10 protein-coding genes are annotated in these 16,540 nt (G+C 45.3%); 7 read left to right on the plus strand and 3 right to left on the minus strand.

The window, feature by feature from the left end; genetic code table 11:
• Positions 1 to 27 precede the first annotated feature (27 nt).
• Positions 28 to 897 (plus strand): DegV family protein, encoded by an 870-nt coding sequence (locus NZ043_RS25385; protein ID WP_339309565.1) that lies wholly within the window; start codon positions 28 to 30, stop codon positions 895 to 897.
• On the opposite strand, the gene NZ043_RS25390 is transcribed toward NZ043_RS25385, so the two are convergent.
• Both NZ043_RS25390 and NZ043_RS25395 read right to left on the minus strand, forming a co-directional pair.
• The gene (locus tag NZ043_RS25390; RefSeq protein ID WP_339312865.1) at positions 887 to 1,537 is read right to left on the minus strand and encodes a TetR/AcrR family transcriptional regulator; all 651 of its coding nucleotides are present in this window, start codon (positions 1,535 to 1,537) and stop codon (positions 887 to 889) included. The two genes, NZ043_RS25385 and NZ043_RS25390, sit on opposite strands and share 11 nt — an antisense overlap.
• Positions 1,538 to 1,721: 184 nt before the next feature.
• Entirely contained in the window at positions 1,722 to 3,386 is a 1,665-nt protein-coding gene (locus NZ043_RS25395) for a sensor histidine kinase (RefSeq protein WP_339309566.1), read from the minus strand.
• Between the two features lie 190 nt (positions 3,387 to 3,576).
• On the opposite strand from NZ043_RS25395, the gene NZ043_RS25400 reads away from it, so the two are divergent.
• The 5 genes from NZ043_RS25400 to NZ043_RS25420 all read left to right on the plus strand — a co-directional run bounded on the left by NZ043_RS25400 (position 3,577) and on the right by NZ043_RS25420 (position 12,837).
• A complete protein-coding gene (locus NZ043_RS25400) occupies positions 3,577 to 5,226 on the plus strand; it encodes a sugar ABC transporter (protein WP_339309567.1) in 1,650 nt (549 codons plus the stop codon).
• A gap of 52 nt (positions 5,227 to 5,278) precedes the next feature.
• Positions 5,279 to 8,119, plus strand: coding sequence for a family 78 glycoside hydrolase catalytic domain (locus tag NZ043_RS25405; RefSeq protein ID WP_339309568.1), 2,841 nt, complete (start codon positions 5,279 to 5,281; stop codon positions 8,117 to 8,119).
• A 196-nt stretch (positions 8,120 to 8,315) separates the two neighbouring features.
• The gene (locus NZ043_RS25410) at positions 8,316 to 9,548 is read left to right on the plus strand and encodes a cytochrome P450 (RefSeq protein ID WP_339309569.1); all 1,233 of its coding nucleotides are present in this window, start codon (positions 8,316 to 8,318) and stop codon (positions 9,546 to 9,548) included.
• Between the two features lie 818 nt (positions 9,549 to 10,366).
• On the plus strand, positions 10,367 to 11,140 hold the full coding sequence (locus NZ043_RS25415; protein WP_339312867.1) for a glucose 1-dehydrogenase: 774 nt from the start codon (positions 10,367 to 10,369) through the stop codon (positions 11,138 to 11,140).
• 290 nt (positions 11,141 to 11,430) lie between these two features.
• The gene (locus NZ043_RS25420) at positions 11,431 to 12,837 is read left to right on the plus strand and encodes a glycoside-pentoside-hexuronide (GPH):cation symporter (RefSeq protein ID WP_339309570.1); all 1,407 of its coding nucleotides are present in this window, start codon (positions 11,431 to 11,433) and stop codon (positions 12,835 to 12,837) included.
• A gap of 71 nt (positions 12,838 to 12,908) precedes the next feature.
• Here the strand turns inward: NZ043_RS25420 and NZ043_RS25425 are convergent, their stop codons facing one another.
• Positions 12,909 to 14,129: a cytochrome P450 gene (locus NZ043_RS25425; RefSeq protein ID WP_339309571.1), complete on the minus strand. Its 1,221-nt coding sequence runs from the start codon at positions 14,127 to 14,129 to the stop codon at positions 12,909 to 12,911.
• Positions 14,130 to 14,533: 404 nt separating this feature from the next.
• Here NZ043_RS25425 and NZ043_RS25430 point away from each other — a divergent pair, with 404 nt between their 5' ends.
• A complete protein-coding gene (locus NZ043_RS25430) occupies positions 14,534 to 16,492 on the plus strand; it encodes a beta-glucoside-specific PTS transporter subunit IIABC (RefSeq protein ID WP_339309572.1) in 1,959 nt (652 codons plus the stop codon).
• The last annotated feature ends 48 nt before the right edge of the window (positions 16,493 to 16,540 follow it).

The raw sequence follows: 16,540 nt of genomic DNA on the forward strand, positions 1-16,540 counted from the left end.
TAGAACACCGTGAGCAGGAGGAGTCCAATGGCTAATGTTCGCATTTTCACAGACAGTATCTCTGATATACCCAAGGAATGGGTAGAAAAGTATGATATCGGGATTATTCCACTATATATCGTTTTCCAGCAAAAATCGTATTTGGATAGGATAGAAATCACCCCGCAAGAGATGTATAACATGGTCGAATTATATGGAGAGCTGCCCAAAACGGCGGCTCCTCCACCGGCAGATTTTATGAAGGCTTTCAGCCCGGTCATTGAAAATGGAGAAGATATACTATGCATCAGTATGTCCTCTCACCTTTCATCTACGTATCAGAATGCATGTAGTGCGGCCAGAGAGTTCCCCCCGGGCAGAGTAACAGTGGTGGATTCTCTCAATGTATCGGCAGGCACCGCAATGCATGTACTGCTTGCAGTGCAGATGGCTAGGGAAGGGAAAAGCGTACTAACCATCGCTCAGGCTTTGGAAGCAGTACGTCATGAGGTACAACTAAATGTGCTTGTGGATAATTTGGATTATTTGCATCGGGGAGGACGAGTCAGCAGCATTCAACATATGCTGGGCAGCTTGCTGAGAATTCGACCGGGCTTGTATGTTCAAGATGGACTGGTTCATGCCGGAGTCAAATACAGAGGCAGCAAGGACAAAGTCGTGAACAAGTTGTTAAATGACATGTTGAGTCAGATCCACCGTATTGATCACGCGCAGGTCATTATCGCCCAAACATTAGAGGAGGAGAAGGCGAAGTGGGTCCGCAACTTCATCCAGGAACAAACCTCCATTCAACATGTGCACATCATCGAAGGAGGTTGCTCTATCTGCTCTCACAGCGGTCCTCATAGCATAGCGATCAGTTATATCTTAAAATCGGAGCCGCTGTTCAGGGCTTGAGATGATCCAAAAATATGTTCTTGAGGATATTAAATTGCTCGGCTTCGTCCACTTTTGTTTGGAAGGCTTTAATGCCATGGAGCATCGCTGTTTTTTTGGAGAAGTTGCCAAAGACATTAATCATCGTGTTAATCGTTTCAACCACATTGGCGTCGTTACGAACAGATCCATCCTTTTTACCAAGCTCAGCAAGCTCTGCACAAAGCATAATAATCTGTTGGTAGTTAGAATGATACATCTCGATATCCTCCAACGGGGACTTGGACATTGCGACGTAACACTCAAACGCTTCTATTAATTTGGAGCTTCGCTGGCTTTCCACCTGCTGGAAAAAAATAAGCGAGTCAAAAAGGCGGCCAAGCTTGTCGTAGCAGGTGCCTTCACCTCTGATAATATCGGAGAATACCAGTACCTCGGACTGGACAATATCTGAAGCTACGGCAACAATAAGCTGCTCTTTCCGCGGAAAGTAGCGGAAGATTGTCGCCACCCCCAGGATTGCCTCGTCTGCTATATCCTGCATGGTCGCTTGCTCAAAGCCTTTATTCAAAAAAGCAATTTTAGCTGCTTCAATTATAGCTGCTCGTCTTCTTGTTTTGAGGTCACTGCGCTCTTGTTGAAGCCGTTGACGGGGTTCTATTGTAAAAACCTCCTTGTTGGAATGAACTCAAACTATGCTATCAAACTAGACTCTTTTCTGTCAACGCAAGGATTCATTCTGCCAATTGGCGATCAAAAAATTACTATTAAGCCAAACAATGCCTCTGCCGTCACTCGAAGTGATGATCAGAGGCATTGTTCTATTATACAGTGTTTTCTTTACCCTACGATTTTGCGAGCGACCATTTTAATCGCACACGCATGCCCCCAAGGGGACTCTGTTCAAACTGGATACCCGAATGGGTAGCGTCCTGGATGCGCAGACGCTCCGCAATATTCCAGAGCGCACACCCCATCGTGTCCACAGGCGGCTCGGATATTCTGGCCTTAAGTGCATTGATTTCTTCCTCCGTCATGCCTCTCCCGTCATCATCAACCACAATACAGATCCCGTGTTCCGTGCGCTCAATTGTGATATGAATGGAACCGGAATCCCGCTTGGCTTCTATACCATGGATGATGCTGTTTTCCACTAAAGGCTGAATAAGTAGTTTGGGAATCGGGACAGATCTTAGCTCGTCCGGTAGCTCAATCTGATAAGAGAGACGGTCCATGCGTAAGCTCTGTATCTCAAGGTAATTGCGGACGATGCCCAACTCTTTTTCCAATCGGGTTATCGGCTCGTCAAGGCGTGTGGTGTACCTGAAATATTCAGCCAAGTTCTGGGTCATGGCAGTAACCGCTTCCTCATTGCCCAATCTTGTCATATTATTAATGAAAAAGAGACAATTATATAAAAAGTGAGGATTAATCTGGGCTTGTAGCTGTTTCAGCACCGCCTCGCGGGCGACGATTTTTTCCTTGTATACCTTTTCAATCAAATCCTCAATCTGTCCGGCCATATCATTGAATTGACCATATAAGTAATCAAATTCATTACCGCTCTGTCGTTGAATCCGATAAGAGAAGTCGCCATGTTTCAAAAGACGAACACCTTTTAATAGAGCAAGTATGGGAATCTGTACCTTGCGGAAAAGAACAACAATAATCGTGACCCCCGCCATAAACAGCATGACACAGGCAGAGTAAAACCAGAATTGAGTCATTCGTATAGGCTGTAATGCTTTATCAAGTGGCATAAAATCAATTAAATACCAGCCGAGCTGATGAGAGTACACATAATTGACAATGTACTGGGCTCCGTTAACCGAAACGTTTTTTGTACCAGAGAATGGTTGTAGATATCCGGTTAGTTCCTTCATGATAAGAGGGGTAATGGGATTGGCCTCTTTGCGAGTAATCAATTGTTCGTCCGGGTTATAAAATAACGTCTCATTCTCGCCCTGATGCGAGTTCTCAACTATTTCCTCCAGATTGCTGCGCGGGAACTCCAACCGAATAATGATCTGTGGACTGACCTTGTATTTATAATATTTAGCTGTAGCTGCATCATAGTTCCAACCTGATTCCAGTGAATCTACAGAAGGAGTCTTCATATTTAACTCCGAAGAAATAATCCATTGATTCAACAGAACCGAGTAGACCGATATTTTGTTATTCCATCCCTCGGACAGACTTTGCAGATTAACTCTCGCAGCAACATTTTGAATCAACTGTACCTGCTCAAAGGAACTCATCACATCAATGGATCGCAGCAGGGCAATAGAATTGTCCGTTTCCATGGAGATGGATAACATATTCAGCCGATTTATGCTCTGATCAAGTGAGTTAACAACAAACTGCACGCGATTGAGATTGTTGGTTTCAATATCCTTTTGAACCGTATCCAGACTGGATTGAACCGAGAAGGTATACATGACCAGGACGGCGACAAGCATAATCAGCGTGATGGCCACCATGTTCATAAAGGTCCTGTATTTCTTTTTCAACCTTTAACGCCTCCTGCCAACGATGTAAATTCACCTTATTGTAGGCTGGCATTGGATGAAATACAAGTGATTTGGAATGTAATATAGATGAAGGTTAAGAATGAATTATCTAATGTTGGAAAAGCGTTATTTCGACTATATAACTGGCACGATATGATGAAGATGAATTAGATGAAGGAGCGCATTTCGCATGAGCTGTAGCAAAATATACCTGTCTCTTTCTGTTGCTTGTTTGATTCTGTTTACCGCCGCTTGCAGTGGTAAAGCACAGGAGCCTAAGCCTGTAAAAACAGGTGTGGTCGTAACAACGGTCAAAATGAATGATCCAACCACGAACTACAAAAATGGCGAAACCGCCGCGGATAATGTTCATATCCGTTGGGCCAGAGAAACGCTTGGCGTGGATATTCGGACCAAATGGAGTGCTCCTGTCGATGACTACGATATGAAGCTTCGATTAATGCTCTCTGCCGACAATACGTTACCTGATGTTTTCTCATCCAATGTCATGGACACGGTCAATGGATTCATGATCTCAGGCAAACTGTTGGACGCTGGACAAGCCTTTGATCGATATGCCTCATCCACCTGGAAAGCGGCTATGGCTGAAGTGCCAGAGGTATGGAAGCCCTTTGAGATTGACGGGAAACGGATGTCGATTCCGATCATTACGGAGCAAGCCTCGCAGTCCGTACTCTGGATTCGCAAGGATTGGCTAGATCATCTGAACCTGAAGGCACCAAGCAATCTCGACGAACTGGAAACGGTAATGAAAGCCTTTACCTATGATGATCCAGACGGTAATGGCATACAGGATACCTACGGTATTGATTTTGCAATCAAGGACCAGTATCTGGCCTCGCCCACAGGAGACATATCCTGGGTGTTTGGTGCGTATGGAGCGATTCCAAGTATATGGAGCAAGAATGCACAAGACAAGCTCGTATACGGAAGTATTCAGCCTCAGATCAAAAGCGCGCTGGCAAAACTGCAAGACTGGAAGAAAAAAGGATATGTGGGCAATAACATAGCTCTGCAAGACTTCAATCAGGTCAATAAAAATATCATTGATGGCAAAGTTGGCATGGTGGCTGGTCCACGCTGGTTTGGAGATTATCCGCTGCAACAACTTAATGAAAAGGATCCGAAGGCTGAGTTTGTACCTTATCCGATTCCTGCAGGAATGGACGGAACCACAGCGAGATTCAAAGGAAACTCTTACAGCGGGGCCATAATGATTAGCGCTGACATTTCTGAAGAAGCCTTGCAAGCTTTTTTCAAGTATCAGAACTATCTGTATAAGGCCACGGTGACGGATAATCCGTTGTATCTGAGTGCGTATCAGAATGGATATGATTATGTGCTGAACCCGGATGGTTCAGTGGATAGTGACAGCCGCGTTATTCCCGGGGGGAAAGTGTTAACGTTTAAATATACCCTCATGGGACAATATGCGAGTTACCCTTCCCGATTCAGAGCAGCACTTCTGAGAATGGGCAAGGGAGAAGAGCTCAGCTCGTATGATCGCGCCATTTTGTACAGTATGGGAATTGACCCTAAGGATGAGAAGCAGTATGCCACTATGAACGCAAACGTTGTAGAGACCAGGCAGCAGCAGATTGATCGAGTCAATCTGTTTCAGGGGCCCCCGACAAAAACAATGCAAACTCGAAACACTTATTTGCAAAAAATGGAACTCGACACCTTTAACTCCATTATTTATGGAGAGGAGCCACTCGCCATTTTTGATGAATTCGTGAAAAAATGGCTGAATTCAGGTGGAAAAAAGATCACGGAAGAAGTGAATGAATGGTACCAATCGGCGCAGACTCAGCCCTAAAACAGGATGTCACAACGTTCCGAAAGGTAATCGACAGGGGGAGGTTTCATCGATGAACATTACTCATATGAAAACAAATCACATCACTAATCCGCTCGGTTTTGCGGTAATCAAGCCAACCTTTTCTTATACCGTTACGGATACGACAGCAACAACGCAGATCGCCGCACAGGTAGAAATTTCACTAAATGAATCCTTTACAGAGCTTGTATTTGATAGCGGAATAACAGAGGATATGGATTCACTCGCTTATTCGCCGGATCTGGAATTGGCTGCACGGACGCGTTACTTCTGGAGAGTTCGAGTATGGAACGAGCTTGGAGAAAAGGCGACCAGTGAAGCGGCTTGGTTTGAAACAGCGAAGCAGGATGAGCCATGGACAGCAAAATGGATTACACCTGAGCTGGAACCGACGATTCATCCAGTCCTCCAAAAAACGTTCGAAGTCAAAGGTCCCATAGCCAAAGCACGGGCGTACATCTGTGGTTTGGGAGTATACGAATTGGAACTAAACGGAGTAAAGGCTGGGGATGAGTACTTGGCCCCTCATTATAATGCCTATCACAAGTGGCTTCAGTATCAAACCTACGATATTACCGACCTGCTGCAAGAAGGGGCCAACGCAATAGATGTTCGTTTAGGGAATGGTTGGTATAAGGGACGGTTTGGTTTTGAAGGAGATACCACTGCCAATTTGTATGGTGATCATTTTGCATTGCTGTCCGAGCTAGTGATTACGTATGCGGATGGAACAGAAGACGTTGTTCCGTCAGATCTGTCCTGGCATGCCATCCGCTCGAATGTCTTGGACGGAAACATCTATGACGGAGAAATCTATGATGCCACGCTGGAAGCGAACGAGACTTTCCCCGTTCGGGAAAGTGATCTGGGCTACGAGCGCCTGCAAGCAAGAAAAAGTCTTCCGGTCGTGATCAAGGAAACCTTAAAGCCGATCGAAATTTTAACCACGCCTGCTGGCGAAACGGTTATTGATATGGGCCAAAATATGGTAGGCTGGCTACAATTCCGTACTACGGCACCAAGTGGAACGGTCATCCATTTGCAATATGGCGAAGTGTTGCAGAAAGGCAATTTCTACCGGGAGAACCTTCGCTCGGCTAAGGCGGAGTACATCTATACAGCAAACGGTGAAGAAGCTATTGTGCGTCCGTATTTCACATTTTACGGGTTCCGATATGTTAAGGTTGAAGGCTGGGTAGGTGAACTGGATCTGAATGACTTCACAGGCTGTGTGGTTTACTCGGATATGGAGCGCACGGGATATCTGGAAACTAGTCATGCTGGCGTGAATCGTTTGTTCGAAAATGCACTATGGGGGCAAAAGGGAAATTTCCTAGATACCCCTACCGATTGTCCACAGCGCGATGAGCGCATGGGCTGGACAGGGGATGCACAGGTATTCTCCGGTACAGCAAATTATAATATGGACACGTATGCCTTTTTTAACAAGTATGGATATGATCTGTGGATGGAACAGGAGGATCGGAACGGTATGGTTCCGATGGTCATTCCGGTTGGACGTGTGCAGGGCGGAGGGTCCAGCGCATGGGGAGATGCGGCAACCATTATTCCTTGGAATACGTACCTGCATTCCGGGGACCAGTCCATTCTGGAGCAGCAGTTTGACAGCATGAAGGCATGGGTAGATTATATCAAGCATTCAGATGACGAATCCGGTGGTACACGTTTGTGGACGGTAGGTTTTCACTTTGGTGACTGGCTCGCGCTAGATGGGGATGATCCGAACTCTCCGATGGGGGGAACAGATAATTACTTTATTGCCTCAGCCTACTATGCCTATTCTTCAGATATCGTAGCCAAGGCTGCCAAAGTACTTGGACATCATGATCTTGCCGCATCCTATGAGCAGTTGGCGGAAGAGGTTAGAGCTGCAATTCTGAAGGAATACTTTACTGCGAATGGACGTCTGGCAGTAGATACACAGACCGCATACGCTGTAGCGTTGTATATGGATCTCGTTCCTGAGCAACATAAGGCACGGACTACAGAAGCTATTCGCTTGCGTGTACGAAAAGATCAAAATCATCTGAGAACCGGCTTTGTAGGTACGCCTTATTTAAACCGAGTGCTGTCAGCGCATGGCAGCAATGATATCGCCTATACACTTCTGCTCAATGATGATTACCCAAGCTGGCTGTATGCGGTCAATATGGGAGCAACAACAATCTGGGAGCGTTGGAACTCCATTTTGCCAGATGGTACAATCAGTGAAAATGGTATGAACTCGCTCAATCACTATGCCTACGGTGCCGTTGTTGAATGGATGTATCGTCATATGGCGGGGATCAATCCAGTAGAGGATCGGCCTGGCTTCCGCCATGCAAAGCTGGCACCGATGCCTGATTTCAGAATCCAGTGGACCAAAGCGCGCATCGACACCACAGCAGGAACTTATCGCAGTGAATGGAAGTTTGACGAAGCTGGCAAGCTGTATTTAAGCTTCTCTGTTCCGTTTAATGCAACAGCAACGATCAAGCTGCCACGTGCCATAGTCGATCAGGTGATGATAAACGGAATTACACTTTCAGATGCAGGTCTGACTGTTGTTCAGGGTGAAGATGAAGTGATCGTCGAAGTGGTGAGTGGCACGTATGATTTCAGCTATGTACCGTCCGTGCCATACAAACAAACGTTAAGCACCCGTACACCTCTGAATGTACTGCTTCGTAACGAGCATAGCCGGAGTATGCTGCACGAGCTTTCACCGGTGCTGGCTTCGTTGGACCCGGGGACAATTGGCCCAATGGGGGAAGCAAGCCTGCGTGAGCTATCCAGCTATCCTTCGTTCAGTACCCCAGAGGAAGAACTCGACCAGCTCGATCTCAAGCTGGAGACCATTCAACTCGTTTAGAAAAATCATTGTTCATTGATACAAAACAGGATAGCGTTCTTTAAATGCAAATCATCTCATACCGATGCACACAAGTTGATCTTGTGTGCATCTTTGATTAGCAAAAAATGAGTATTTTATCAAAATTTGAAAGCCAAATGGTGAAATGATAGAATTAATATTGTGTTGATACCCATTCTATCATTTAGGAGGCGTTATGATGTTTACAAACGAGAGCAAAAACGATCCCCAGTCCAAAGTTGATTTTATGGATAGAACGTTTATTCAAAATCCGTTCCCGGTATATGAACAGTTGCGTACAGAAGATCCGGTTCACCGTTTTCTTCTGCCGAGCGGCCACTTTGCCTGGTTAGTGTCTGGCTACGATGACGCCTCTGCCATTTTGCAGGACAACAAACGCTTTGTAACCAACTCTCCGTACATGGGAGAAGCTGACGGCTCAGCTCCACCACATCAGGAGATTATCTCTCGCAACTTGCTTAGTGTGACGCCAGAGGACCATCGTCGGTTGAGAAGGTTGATCCAGAAGGCCTTTACACCACGTATGATTGAACGTCTCCGAGGTCGCATCCATGAAATTAGTGAAGATTTGCTTGATGGTGTACTCGCCACAGGTAAAAGAGAAATGAATCTGATCGAGGACTACGCCTTTCCTCTGCCAATCATTGTAATCTGTGAGATGTTAGGGGTTCCTCACGAGGATCAAGAGCAGTTCCGTGAATGGTCCAATACAATTATGGAAGGCTTCAATAACCCCGAAATGAGTGAACAGAGTGATCAAGTCATGCGTGCCTTTGTCGAATATTTGCAGAAGCTTATTGCAGAACGGAGACAGTCTCTTCAGGAGGACCTGATTAGCGACCTCATCAATGTAGAAGAGGAAGGAGACGTATTGTCCGAACAGGAGTTGTATGCCCTTGTTTTTGTCCTCATCATTGCAGGGCATGAAACCACTGTAAATCTGATTGGCAACGGTATACTGGCCTTGCTCGAAAATCCGGAGCAGAAGCGCTTGCTGCTGGAGAAGCCAGACATGATTGGACCTGCCATTGAAGAGATCTTGCGATATAACGGGCCAGCTGAGGTGAGTAATATTCGCTGGGCTACTGAGGATGTAGATTTCGGGGGCAAGCACATCCGTAAGGGCGACATGCTCTTTGTTTCCTTTTCCTCAGCCAACCGGGATGAGAATCAGTTCGCTGACCCGGATGCGTTTGATATCACACGGAAGGTCAATAATCACATTGCCTTTGGTAAAGGTGTTCATTTTTGTCTTGGAGCCCCGCTCGCCAGACTTGAAGGAGAGATCGCCATTAATGAGTTGCTTCGTAAAATGCCGGATATTCAATTAAAGACACAGCTTGATTCCCTGGAATGGCGTCCAGGCATGATTATTCGCGGACTGCACGATTTTCCGGTTTCCTTTTAACCCATTACAATATCCTTCGTTATAAAACAGGATCATCATACTTAACCGCGATTTCGCGGTTTTTTCTTTGTTTTCAACTGGCAATGGGCTTGAATTACGCTACGGTATCTTTGTATCGCGTTATAGTCGATCGTCTCACTTGAAATCTACAATAGAAGTATCCTTTTAGCTTTGCCATTTCACTGAGTTAAGGAGACAGATTTTAAATGAAAATACAATCAGTTACCCTGAGCAATACAAACGTCACATTGACCGCCTACTTGCTGGATTCTTCACCCGAGATTCCAATTATTAAACAGCGCCCAGCAATACTAGTAGATTCTTGCCGCTATCCCTGAACTCGGGGAAACTCCACATCCTGATGCGATGGGAGTGCCACTTCGTACGATTTTGAGTTATGGCGGGGACCTGTTGACTGAGGAAGAGCAGAAGCAGCTTAACCCTTTAACCATTTTCGGATTCGTTCCAAATCTATTAAAACGACGAATTGCAAAAATCGACACGGAATGATAGTATTTATATCTATATAATAGTATAACTATCAAAATAAAAATTCGGAGGAAACAACCATGACAACTTACAATGAAAACATTAAAATTTCGGAACTATTGAATAATGATGAAGCCACAGCATTGCTTACCAAACATCTGCCTGAATTCATTAACGAGCCATCATTCAAAATGGCTTCCCATTTTACGCTGGACCAGCTCGCAGACATTCCACAGGTCGATCTGCCAGAAGACATTTTGTCCGCACTGAAAGCGGATCTTGCTAACGTAACCTTCGAATCCGCAGAGGCTCCTAAAACGAGCAAAGCTATGAACCTCAAATCCGATTCGCTGGCAGGCAAAGTGATTACCATCACAGGCGCTGGCAGCGGTATTGGCCGAGCAAGTGCAGTGTTGATGGCATCGAGAGGAGCCAAGCTGGTTCTGGTGGATTACAACGTGACTACAGGGGAAGAGACACTTGAGCTTGTGAAAGAGCAAGATGGCGAGGCGATTTTTGTTCAAGCCGATGTATCCAAGGAAGAGGATGTAGAGAACTATATTCAAAAAGCAGTTGAAACATTTGGCAAAATCGATGTCGCGTTCAACAATGCAGGAATCATTCAGAAGTTCCAGCCTTTCCATGAGACGTCTCTAAACGATTTCTCACGAATCATCGACGTTAACCTAAAAGGGATTTTCCTAGGGATGAAACATGCGCTCAACGTGATGGTTCAACAAGGCTACGGCCATGTGATAAATACCGCATCAACAACAGCACTGCGAGCTGAGCACAGTCTGGCCGCTTATACAGCGAGTAAACACGGTGTTGCTGGATTGACAAAAGCCGCAGCGATTGAGTACGTCAGAAAAGGCATTCGTGTGAATGCCATCTGCCCTGGGGGTGTAGCCACTACGCTGACCGCAGCTGTTCCACAAATGTTGCAAGAGAGCGACTACATGCCTGAAGAATTCCCGAATATGAGAATTGGGCGTTTTGCAGAGCCGGAGGAGCTTGCTGAACTCGTTGCATTCTTGGCATCGGACGGCTCCAGTTATATGACAGGCTCCATCATTGTAGCAGACGGTGGATTGACACTTTAAGGATGAACAGCAAGTCTTTCGATCATGTTTCTAGCGATTTTAAAGCAGAATCCTGATCTATTTCGTTTCATTTTATTCATAAGAATCGCGCATAAAATATAAAGACAAAAAAACTGATTCAGCATACCTGAATCAGTTTTTTTGTCGTTCAAACAGCAGCAATACTTTCTGTTTGGATTGCGTTATTTGATCTTAACAATGCGCTATATCTGTTATATGTGCCAGGACATAAAATGAAAGTATAGAAGAGGAAGAGAAATTCAACATGAAGAGTAACGGAGGCGAGTGTTATGGGAGTTGCAGTGAATGAGCAGCATATTAAAGTAGATAATACGCCGACTCAGCCACCCCGGGAAATACCAACGAAAAAGTTAATTGGTGATTCAATGGGACAGTTCGGGTTAAACATTTCAAGTGGATTGTTGGGTTTGATCACGTATTATTACACGGATGTCGTTGGTGTATCTGCCGCGGTAGTCGGTACAGTAATGCTGCTGACCAAAGTTTTGGATGCGTTTGCAGACATCGGTATGGGTGTACTGGTGGATCGAACCAAAACCAAATATGGGCAAGCCCGTCCCTGGTTGTTATGGATGACCATTCCAATGTTCATCTCATTATTCTTAATGTTTTCCGTGCCGGATATAAGTTCAACAGGCAAAATAATATATGCGATTATTACAAATCTTGTGTTCTACATTTTGGTGTTCACTCCAACCTCGATTCCATATACCAGCTTGATGGCGTTAACAACGCGTAACAGTTACGAGCGTTCCTTAATGGGTATCATCCGTTCAAGCAGCGGGTATCTGGCAGGTATGGTTGTTGCCGTTGCATTTGTTCCAGTCGTTACAACCATGGGGAATAGCAGAAGTGACTGGACGTTGCTCGCAGCAATTTTTGCTGGTGTTGCAGCAATCGGGATCTTCATTGCATTCCTGTCCAATAAAGAAAAGTACAATAATGTTCAACTGGACGAACTCGGCATGTTTCAGGATAAAACGCCGATTCGTGAAGGACTGAAATTGCTTTTTGCCAATAAATACTGGGTGTACATGTTCTTCGTAATGGCTCTCGCCAACATTTTGTTTGCTCTGGGTGTAGCAGCAGGAAGTTATTATGCCAAGTACATTTGGGGTAATGTCAGCCTGATCGGCATCATGGGCGCTATTGGCTTGATTCCCGTGATTATCGGATTTGCCTTATCCGGACCGTTTATCAAACGTTACGGCAAGCGTACCACGGCCCTTGGCGGTATTGTTATCGGATTCCTCGGAGCAGCTGTTCGGTTAGTCGCTCCAGAGAGCATTACATTTGGTCTGATCTGTTCAATCTTCCAAACGCTTGGTACGATTCCACTCATGGCAGTAGGTGGAGCACTGGTCACAGACACGATTGAATACGGTGAATGGAAATTTAACAAAAGACTCGTTGGTTTGACGAACAGTGTCATCGGTTTCGGTTCAAAAGTAGGAACAGCCATTGGCACAGCTATGATTGGATGGTTCCTCGCACTGGGAGGATATGTTGAACAAGCCACAACCCAAGGAGAAGGAGCCAAGCAGGCCATCATTGCGTTGAATATATACGTCCCGATTGTTGTATTCATACTTCTTGCAGTATTCCTTTATAAAAACAAGCTGGACAAGGAATATCCAACCATTATTAGAGAGCTTGAAGATAGAAGAAAGGCATAATAACATAAAGGTGCCCTTACACACAGCCAATCGCTTGTGTGTAAGGGCGCTTTTATGTTGATACAATTAGTTCAAAAAAGCTTGGGTGTTAAAATGGCCGGCAGGTTTTGAAGAGTCTGTGTACCCGGGTAGAGCTGTCTTGCCGCTTCAAATTTGATTTTTGCAGTAATATTGGAAAAGTGATTCGTGAACCCTCTCAGCACCAGTTGGCCCTCTAGCCTGGCCAATGGAGCGCCCAGACAAAAGTGAGGTCCTTTGCCGAAGGCTAGATGACGATTGCTGTTGGGACGGTAGATATCAAAGCGGGAAGGTTCGGGAAAATGTCTAGGGTCATTGTTGGCTGCACCCAGCCAGGTTAACACAACGTCTCCTTTTTTCATAGGCACGCCCAGGATGTCTGTATCCTCTACTACCACACGATCAAGTGTCGTTGGAAAACGATACCTTAACGATTCTTCCACGGTATTCTCAATCAGCTCTGGATCTGCGGCAATATCCTGATAGATTCCGGGTTGATCATACATAAAACTGTAGAACAGGCTGTTTATCATATTGGTCGTAGTTTCGTTCCCAGCAGCAAGCAGGCCCAAGCTAAAGGTAACAACCTCTTCATCGGTCAGTTGATCCCCATCCAGCTCGGCAAGTGTGAGATCGGAAATAATGTCCTCGGCAGGATGCTTTCTCTTCTGCTGAACAATGGGGAGCAAAAATTCGTTAAATTCCTGCATAGCCGCATACTTCGCATTCATCTGCTCCTGCTCATTACCTGCAGCATTGGGGAAAAATAACATGTCAGACCAGGCTTTGATCTGTGCCCGGTGTTGCCTCTCCACCCCAAGCAGATCGGCAATGACAGTAACAGGAAGTGGGACCCCAAGGTCTCGAACGATGTCCACATCATCTTTTGCCTTCATCTCAAGCATTAACTCATCAACGATAGCCGCGATTTGAGGCTCCCAGGTTTTTAACTGACGTGGGGTGAAGGCGCTAGAGACTAACTTTCTAATATCACGTTGAACAGGGGGATCGACAGAATTGATGTCCACTCGGGTAACTACCGGTGGAACCGGGGATACACTCCGTTTACGTACACTGGAGAAACGTTTCCAGTCTGTTAAAACGGAATTGACATAATCATAACGATACAGATTCCATACCTGCTGCTCTTCGTCAAAATAAATGGGATGATTCTCCAGCATGTCCTCATAGTAAGCATATGGATTCCAAAGTTCTTCAGGTGTCTCTAAATTAGATACCTGATGAATAACGATCGATCTGTTATCAGTCCGCATGTCTCCTCGCCATCCTTTAATGTAGATTGGAAATCACAAAATAATGATAGTCAACCTATCATTATTTAAATCAAACTTAACATAAATCATACTTATTTAGCAATTAAATGAAATGTTTTACTAAATATCTATTATTTAGAGCTATTCTTAGGGTCGCAGATGGAGAAAAATTTTCATATCAAAATGCAGAAAAATGTCGAATAAAGTGATTGCTAACTAATTTATTGTGTGATATTATGATCCAGTAAACGTTTACATCGATAACGAATTGAATATTAGCAGTGTTTGGCTGTTACTGGTAAAGCAGGCATGACCAAAATGATTTTGCATTTTCCTTATGTGAGTAGGGGAAGCATATCGTTTTGGTCTTTTTTTATATCCAAATTCAGAAATGAGGCAAACGTATGGATTATCGCAAATTGGGACAAGAGATTACGGAGTTGGTTGGAAAAAAAGACAACATCGCCCGGCTTACGCACTGCGCAACCCGACTGCGGTTCGAACTGCACGACATCTCCAAAGCAGAGACAGAAAAGCTTAAAGCACTTCCAGGTGTCATTACCGTTGTGAATAATGGCGGGCAATACCAGGTTGTCGTGGGCAATGAGGTGCAACAGGTCTATCGTGTTATCACTCAACAGATGGGTTCTGCAACCCGAAGTGCGGACTCCAAATCGGCTTCTGGCAAAAATAACGGACCAAAACAAAAACAGAGCTGGATCTCCAGATTCATCAGCGTAATCTCAACGACATTTACTCCGGTCATTCCGGCAATCATTGGCGCGGGTATGATCAAAGCGATATTAGCCGTGCTTGTGCTGACAGGCCTTGTAACGACGGAAAGCCAAAACTACTATATCCTTAATACCATTGCGGACGCGGCTTTTTATTTCATGCCTATTCTGTTGGCTTATGGAGCTTCCATTAAGTTTGAAACAAGTCCCATTCTGGCGATGACGGTTGCTGGCGTATTGTTACACCCAGGATGGAGCGCACTGATGGCGGAAGGAAAAGACGTGTTTTTCATCGGTGTTCCGGTTCGATTAACTGACTATGCAGGCTCCGTCTTGCCGATTATTATTGTTGTTTGGCTCATGTCTTACATTGAACGTTTTGCCGATCGGGTATCGCCTTCCATGATCAAATTTTTCACGAAACCGATGATTGTGCTGTTGATTACAGCACCACTTGCATTAGTGGCAATCGGGCCTTTCGGAACATACCTCAATGATCTGGTTGCGATGGGTGCAGAAGCAATTAATGCCAGAGCCAGTTGGCTGATTCCTTTATTAATGGGAACTTTGCAACCCTTCCTGATCGTGACAGGCACTGCTTGGGCGATGACGCCGATTGCAACTAGCCAACTGACCAAAAATGGATATGAAATGATCAACGGTCCGGGAATGCTCGCGTCCAATATTGCTCAAGGTGGAGCCACGCTTGCTGTAGCATTAAAAACAAAAAACAAAAAACTGAAACAGCTCGCTGCTTCATCCGGTTTCACCGCCGTACTGGGCATCACGGAACCATCCTTGTACGGTGTAACACTGAAACTGAAGAAACCCTTAATAGCCGCAATGATCGGTGGTGGTGTAGCAGGGATATACGCAGGTCTGACCGGATTAGTACGTTATGCCTTCGTGTCACCAGGGCTTGCCGCGTTACCTGCCTTCATTGGCAGCAATCCGATGAACATCGTTCATGCCATTGTGACTTGTCTGATCGCTTTTGTCGTTACCTTTGCTCTGACATGGATCATTGGTTTTGAAGATCCAGTAGACGATGAAGAAGAAGGAAATACCAACGTTAACGATGACAAGACAATTTCCGGGCAGCCTGTTCAAGACAACAGCACAGACACTAAGTCTTCTACAACAACAAATGCAAATGGGCCGAGCCAAAATGAATTACGCCCACTTACAATCGCCAGCCCGATGCAAGGAGAATTAGTCCACCTTGACCGTGTACCAGACGATGTCTTCTCTTTGGGATTGCTGGGTAAGGGCGCTGCAATCATTCCTTCAAAAGGAGAACTGTATGCACCAATCGCAGGTGAAGTTACGGCTTTCATGGACTCCAAACATGCGGTCAAATTAAATGGTTATGATGGAGAAGAGGTGCTCATTCATATTGGAGTGGATACCGTCAACCTGAAGGGGCGACATTTCGACTCTTCCATTAAAGTAGGGGATCGCGTAAAACAGGGTGACTTGTTGATCCACTTTGATATCGATGCCATAAAGGCGGAAGGGTATGAAGTCATAACCCCGATCATTATCGCCAATTCGGATCGTTTCCCGGACATTAAGCTGGAGAAGCAGAGCCCTGTGGAGGTTGGAGCGACGATTATCCAACTTTCGTAACAACCGTAATATGGTCCGTCACATATCTTGATCAACATTTAAAATGAA

Source organism: Paenibacillus sp. FSL k6-2145 (assembly GCF_037976585.1).
GTDB lineage: Bacteria > Bacillota > Bacilli > Paenibacillales > Paenibacillaceae > Paenibacillus.

Coding starts and splice junctions, on each gene's coding strand:
- NZ043_RS25385 (WP_339309565.1), top strand. CDS start 28: ATGGCTAATGTTCGCATTTTCACAGACAGTATCTCTGATATACCCAAG.
- NZ043_RS25415 (WP_339312867.1), top strand. CDS start 10,367: ATGAACCTCAAATCCGATTCGCTGGCAGGCAAAGTGATTACCATCACA.
- NZ043_RS25430 (WP_339309572.1), top strand. CDS start 14,534: ATGGATTATCGCAAATTGGGACAAGAGATTACGGAGTTGGTTGGAAAA.
- NZ043_RS25405 (WP_339309568.1), top strand. CDS start 5,279: ATGAACATTACTCATATGAAAACAAATCACATCACTAATCCGCTCGGT.
- NZ043_RS25420 (WP_339309570.1), top strand. CDS start 11,431: ATGGGAGTTGCAGTGAATGAGCAGCATATTAAAGTAGATAATACGCCG.
- NZ043_RS25425 (WP_339309571.1), bottom strand. CDS start 14,129: ATGCGGACTGATAACAGATCGATCGTTATTCATCAGGTATCTAATTTA.
- NZ043_RS25410 (WP_339309569.1), top strand. CDS start 8,316: ATGATGTTTACAAACGAGAGCAAAAACGATCCCCAGTCCAAAGTTGAT.
- NZ043_RS25400 (WP_339309567.1), top strand. CDS start 3,577: ATGAGCTGTAGCAAAATATACCTGTCTCTTTCTGTTGCTTGTTTGATT.